This window comes from Pseudomonas sp. PDM03, from assembly GCF_014852385.1.
Taxonomy (GTDB): Bacteria; Pseudomonadota; Gammaproteobacteria; order Pseudomonadales; family Pseudomonadaceae; genus Aquipseudomonas; species Aquipseudomonas migulae.
Genome location: NZ_JACVBM010000044.1, coordinates 1 through 1,612, shown reverse-complemented (window position 1 = coordinate 1,612; position 1,612 = coordinate 1). Strand labels below are relative to the sequence as shown.

The window sequence follows — 1,612 nt, the reverse complement described above, 5'->3', positions numbered from 1 at the left end:
CGATTCTGTTGAAAAAGTAGCTCCCCTATCTGGCCTGCGGCAAAATATCTGCATTGGCCAGCAGGGAAGCACGCAGCATGATGGGACAGTTATCGAGTGGGCAGGAGCGACTGTTTTACTCGTTCAACCTTGAAGATCACATCCCAGCCAATCACCTTCTGCGCAGCATTGATCGGTGTCTCGATCTGAGCGATCTGCGCCATTACCTCGCCGATTTTTATAGCCCGATTGGGCGTCCGTCGATTGATCCAGAACTAATGATTCGCATGCTGATCGTGGGCTATTGCTACGGCATTCGCTCAGAGCGGCGGTTGTGCGAAGAGGCCCATTTGAACCTGGCGTATCGCTGGTTCTGCCGGTTGAGCCTTGAAGACGAAATCCCCAACCACTCGACCTTTTCCAAAAATCGACACGGCCGTTTTCGGGACAGTGATCTGTTTCGCTGGTTGTTCAATGAAGTGCTGCGTCGCTGCATGGACGCCGGTCTGGTCAAGGGCGAAGGCTTTGCCGTGGACGCCAGCATCATCAAAGCGGATGCGAGTCGGCAGCGCGGCGTACCGGGAGATGAACAGGTCACCTGGAGCGATCCATCTCTGAGCACCCGCGTCGTGCGTGAGTACCTTGAGGCACTCGATGAAGAGGCTCTGGCCGAAACGCTACCGAAGCGCCTGTCGCTGACGGATCCTCAGGCCCGCTGGACAGCTGCTCCAGGCGGCCCAGCTTTCTACGCTTACTCCACGAATTATCTGATCGATACCGAGCACGGCGTGATCATGGATGTGGAACCCACTCCGGCTCATCGAACCGCAGAAGTCGAGAGCACCAAGACCATGATCGAACGGGTCGAAGCGCAGTTCGACATCAAACCGGAGCGCCTCATCGGTGATACTGCTTACGGTACCGCGCCGATGCTGGCCTGGATGGTGGAGGAAAAAGACATCGAGCCGCATGTGCCGGTGTGGGACAAAACCGAGCGCAAGAACGACAGTTTTTCGAGCAACGATTTCCACTGGAGTGAAGAGGCCGAGGAATACCGCTGCCCGGCCGGCAACCCATTGCGCAGCGAATGGCGAGCCTTCAAAAACGAGCGTTCGCACGTCACAAAAGCCAACACCATCATCTTCCGATCCAGACAGACCGACTGCGCGACATGTCCGATGAAAGCCAAGTGCTGCCCGAACACTTCGATTCGCAAGATCGCTCGCAGCGTCCATGAAGCCGCTCGCGATGTGGCTCGGCGCATTGCAGCAACGCCGGCGTATCAGCGTTCTCGCCACGAACGTAAAAAAGTCGAAATGTTGTTTGCCCACCTCAAGCGCATCCTGAAATTGGATCGCCTGCGGCTACGTGGCATGAGTGGCGCGACGGATGAATTCACGCTGGCCGCTGCGGTGCAGAACCTGCGACGGTTGGCCAAATTTTCATCTCAAGGGCCACCAGTCACGGGATAGGTGCGCCTGCACCAAGTAAAAAACCTCAAATTAACCCAATAACAGAGCAGCAAAGGTCACCGAAGGGCCGAAAAACCACTCAATGTGGTGAGTAGGTTCTCCAGTGGTGGTCGTGCCTGAGTTCAGGTGATCTGAAAATCCGACTTTTTCAACAGAATCGG

1 protein-coding gene is annotated in these 1,612 nt (G+C 56.0%); it reads left to right on the top strand.

Features of this window, described 5'->3' with window-relative positions; translation table 11 throughout:
• Positions 1-77 precede the first annotated feature (77 nt).
• Positions 78-1,451, top strand: a complete 1,374-nt coding sequence (locus tag IB254_RS29315) for a transposase (RefSeq protein WP_192420945.1) — start codon at positions 78-80, stop codon at positions 1,449-1,451.
• Positions 1,452-1,612: the final 161 nt, after the last annotated feature.